The organism is Nocardia sp. NPDC058497 (assembly GCF_042720195.1).
Taxonomy (GTDB): Bacteria; Actinomycetota; Actinomycetes; order Mycobacteriales; family Mycobacteriaceae; genus Nocardia.
This window is the reverse complement of the sequence record NZ_JBHXMY010000641.1, coordinates 1-3,230: the sequence shown is the minus strand read 5'-3', so window position 1 is coordinate 3,230 and position 3,230 is coordinate 1. Positions and strand designations below refer to the sequence as shown.

Annotated in this window: 4 protein-coding genes; all 4 read right to left on the bottom strand. The window is 71.1% G+C overall.

Annotation, left to right across the window (positions count from 1 at the left end; genetic code table 11):
- Window positions 1–77 (bottom strand): DUF3073 family protein (locus ACFWPJ_RS28710; RefSeq protein WP_378856013.1); only part of this gene is annotated, 77 nt, incomplete at its 3' end.
- A 175-nt stretch (window positions 78–252) separates the two neighbouring features.
- The gene (locus ACFWPJ_RS28705; RefSeq protein ID WP_378856011.1) at window positions 253–1,203 is read right to left on the bottom strand and encodes an asparaginase; all 951 of its coding nucleotides are present in this window, start codon (window positions 1,201–1,203) and stop codon (window positions 253–255) included.
- Window positions 1,200–1,883, bottom strand: a complete 684-nt coding sequence (locus ACFWPJ_RS28700) for an MOSC domain-containing protein (protein WP_378856009.1) — start codon at window positions 1,881–1,883, stop codon at window positions 1,200–1,202. Before ACFWPJ_RS28700 ends, ACFWPJ_RS28705 begins: the two co-directional genes overlap by 4 nt.
- Window positions 1,880–2,995, bottom strand: a complete 1,116-nt coding sequence (locus ACFWPJ_RS28695; RefSeq protein ID WP_378856007.1) for a YgfZ/GcvT domain-containing protein — start codon at window positions 2,993–2,995, stop codon at window positions 1,880–1,882. Before ACFWPJ_RS28695 ends, ACFWPJ_RS28700 begins: the two co-directional genes overlap by 4 nt.
- Window positions 2,996–3,230 lie beyond the last annotated feature (235 nt).

Sequence of the window (3,230 nt, the reverse complement as noted above, 5' to 3'; positions counted from 1 at the left end):
AAGTCGGTCGGCGCGGAGCTGTACTTGAGCTCACGTGCGACTTTGGTCTGCTTTGCCTTAGCCCGGCCACGGCCCATGGCTGACCCCCTCGCGTCACTGCGGGGCGGCCTGGGGTTTGTTGGCGGCCCCGTTCGAATTAATACTCTTCCTGACAGACACTTTAGCGTGTGTCAGGCGGTCGCGCTTCCAGGAGTGGGTGAAGAACTACCGAACCGGTGCCGTTTGCCCTTTCTTCGCCGAGCGCCCCCGGTCTCAGAGCACCCCCGGGATCGTGCGGATCACACCGACTCTGGCGTCGCCGCCGAGTACCGCGGTGGCCGCGAGGTCGGTGTGCTGGTCGGTCCAATCGACCCCGAGCCTGCGCAGAATCGCCAGCGTCAAGGGCATCCGGGCACGGTCGTGACCGTCGTCGATCTTGTACGCGAAGGCCCTGCCGTCGGGCAGCGCACCCGCGTGCACGCCGTCCGCGCCGATCTTGCAGAACAGGCCGGGAGTGGCCGCCATGGCCAGCAGGTCCGGGCCCTTCGTGCCGGAAATCACTCGCGGATTCGCCCGAACCGCGTCGGCGATCCGGCGCGGCGCGGTGCCGGTTTCGGCCGTGGTGAAGCCGGCGAAGGCGCGCGCGAGGTTGACGAGTGAGACGGGCACGATCGGCAGGCCGCAGCCGTCGATGCCGAGGTCGGTTTCCGGTTCGCCGGTGACGTCGGCGATCGTGGCGAGCACCGCCTGCTGCAGGGGGTGCTCGACGTCGAGATATCCGGTGCGCGGCCAGTCGTTGATCACGCAGGTCGCCAGCATCGCCGCGTGTTTGCCCGAGCAGTTCATGTAGAGCGGGCTCGGGCCGGAGCCGGTGAGCGCGGCGGCGCGGGCGCGGTCCTCGAAGGGGAGGTCGGGCGGGCAGGCGAGGTCGGTCGGGGCGAAGCCGTAGCGGTCGAGCAGTCTGCGGACCAGGGCGATGTGGTCGGGCTCGCCGAAGTGCGAGGCGGTGGCGACGGCGAGTTCGTCGTCGTCGACGGGGTCGAAACCGTTGCGTAGCAGGGCCAATGCCTGCATCGGCTTGTTGGTGGAACGCGGGAAGATCGGGCCGTGCACCTCGCCGAGCTCGAGGGTGGGCGTGCCGTCGGCGTCGAGCACGACGACCGAGCCGCGGTGCACGCACTCACGGAATCCCGAGCGAACCACCTCGACCAGTTCCACGCTCATGACCGGACCTCCAGGGTGACGTCGGTGCGGGTTCTGGTGTGCCGGTCGATCTGCATGCGGATGTCGTCGGAGATGGTCGGCTCCTCGGTGCGCAGCCGTTCCAGCAGCGCGGGGTCGGCGCCGGTGAACACGTCGCGCACGGTAATGCCGTGGTCGGGCACGTGCACCACGCGGACCTCGTCGCCCGCGCCGACCGTGCCCTCGGTGAGCACCCGGAAGTAGGCGCCGGTGTCGGACTGGAGTGTGAAGCGCTTCACCCACTGCCGCTCGCCCGCCCACTGCTGGAAGGTCGAGCAGGGGACGCGGGGCGCGCTGACCTCGAGCAGGGTGTCGCCGATGGTGACGTGGGCGCCGAGCACGGCGTCGCTGATCGGGAGCCCGCTCAGGCGCAGATTCTCGCCGAACCAGCCGGCGGGCAGCTCGCGGTCGAGTTCACCGGCCCAGCGGCGGGCGTCCTCCTCGCCGTAGGCGTAGACGGCCTGGTGCACGCCGCCGTGGTTGACGGTGTCGCAGACGTGATCGCCGGCCAGGCCGAGAGCCCGCACCGCGACGCGACCGTCGACGGGACGCTTGTCGATGGCGGTCCGCCCGACGCGGGTGCGGACCTCGAGTTCGGCGTGCACGACGCACACGGCCTCGACCCGGCCGGTGTCACCGACGCGCAGGATCGGGCGGCTCATCGCCCGCGCAGCCGGTCGACGGCGGCCCGGCCCGGCTGCACGACATCGTCGGCGGGGATCGAGTCGGGGTCGATGGCGGCGGCCATGGTGCCGACCACTAGTTCGGTGCCGGCGGGGACGGACCGCTTGACCAGGGCCAGTGCGATCGGGCCGAGTTCGTAGTGGTCGACAACCGTGCCGAGCCTGCCGACCGTGCGGCCACCAGCGGTGACGTCGGCGCCGGTGGCCGGGCGCTCGTCGGCCGAGCCGTCCAGGTGCAGCAGCACCAGGTTGCGCGGCGGCTTGCCGAGGTTGTGCACCCGGGCGACCGTCTCCTGGCCGCGGTAGCAGCCCTTGTTCAGGTGCACGGCACCGTGTTCGTCGATGCCGCCGATCCAGCGGGCCTCGTGCGGGATGGTGCGCTCGTCGGTGTCGACGCCGATCCGGGGGCGCAGTTCGGCCACGCGCAAGGCCTCGAAGGCCCACATGCCCGCGGGGGCGGCGCCCGCCTGGGTGAGCTTGGTCCACCAGGAGGTGAGCTCGGCGCGCGGGATGACGAGGTCGAAGGAATCGGCGCTCGGCCACGGCATGCGCCGCAGGAAGCCGCCACCGGGCAGCGCGACGGCGGCGTAGACCTCGGGCAGCGCGGCGATGCCGAGCGCGTCGAGCAGGGTGCTCACCTGCGGGCCGAGCAGGCTCAGCACGGCGTAGTCGGGCGCGGGTTCGGGCTTGGCGTCGGCCCAGAAGACCATCTTCTGCAGGAAGGCGACCAGCTCCGCGCCGCGCTCGGCTTCGGTGTCGAGCCAGACGGTGCCGTCGAGATCGGTGAGCACGAAGTGGTTCAGCACGCGGCCGTTGAGATCGAGGTCGAGATTCTCGGCGCTGTGCCCGTCGGGCAGCGCGGCGATGTGCTGGCTGGTGATGGTGTGCAGCCAGCTCAGGCGCTCGGCGCCGGTGATCCTGGCGACACCGCGATGCGAGCGATCGACCACCGCGACCCGCTGCGCCGCGGCCTTCTGCTCGCCGAACGGATCACCGTAATGCCACGCGACCGCGGCGTCCGGGGAGCCAGGTGCGCCCGCGACGGCACCCGGAGTGTGGAGAACAGGACTGGGGGCGACGACCACCGACACAAGACCCACTGTAGGCGCGTCCACCGACACGCGCCGCAGCCGGGCGTCCGATTCAGAGCACCCGTAGGCATAACGGACCGATAACGCCTACGCTCGTCACATGGGAGAACGGGTTCTTGTGACACTCGACGGCGCGGTCGCTGACGCGAACGCGCCGTGGCGGTTTTGCCACGACCACGGGGCGCGGCGCGGGGCCGGGGGCGTGGAAAACAGTTTTGTGGGGGGCGGGCCCGCG

What these genes read in the sequence shown, in the direction of transcription:
- ACFWPJ_RS28700 (WP_378856009.1), bottom strand. Translation starts at nt 1,883, where the DNA reads ATGAGCCGCCCGATCCTGCGCGTCGGTGACACCGGCCGGGTCGAGGCC.
- ACFWPJ_RS28705 (WP_378856011.1), bottom strand. Translation starts at nt 1,203, where the DNA reads ATGAGCGTGGAACTGGTCGAGGTGGTTCGCTCGGGATTCCGTGAGTGC.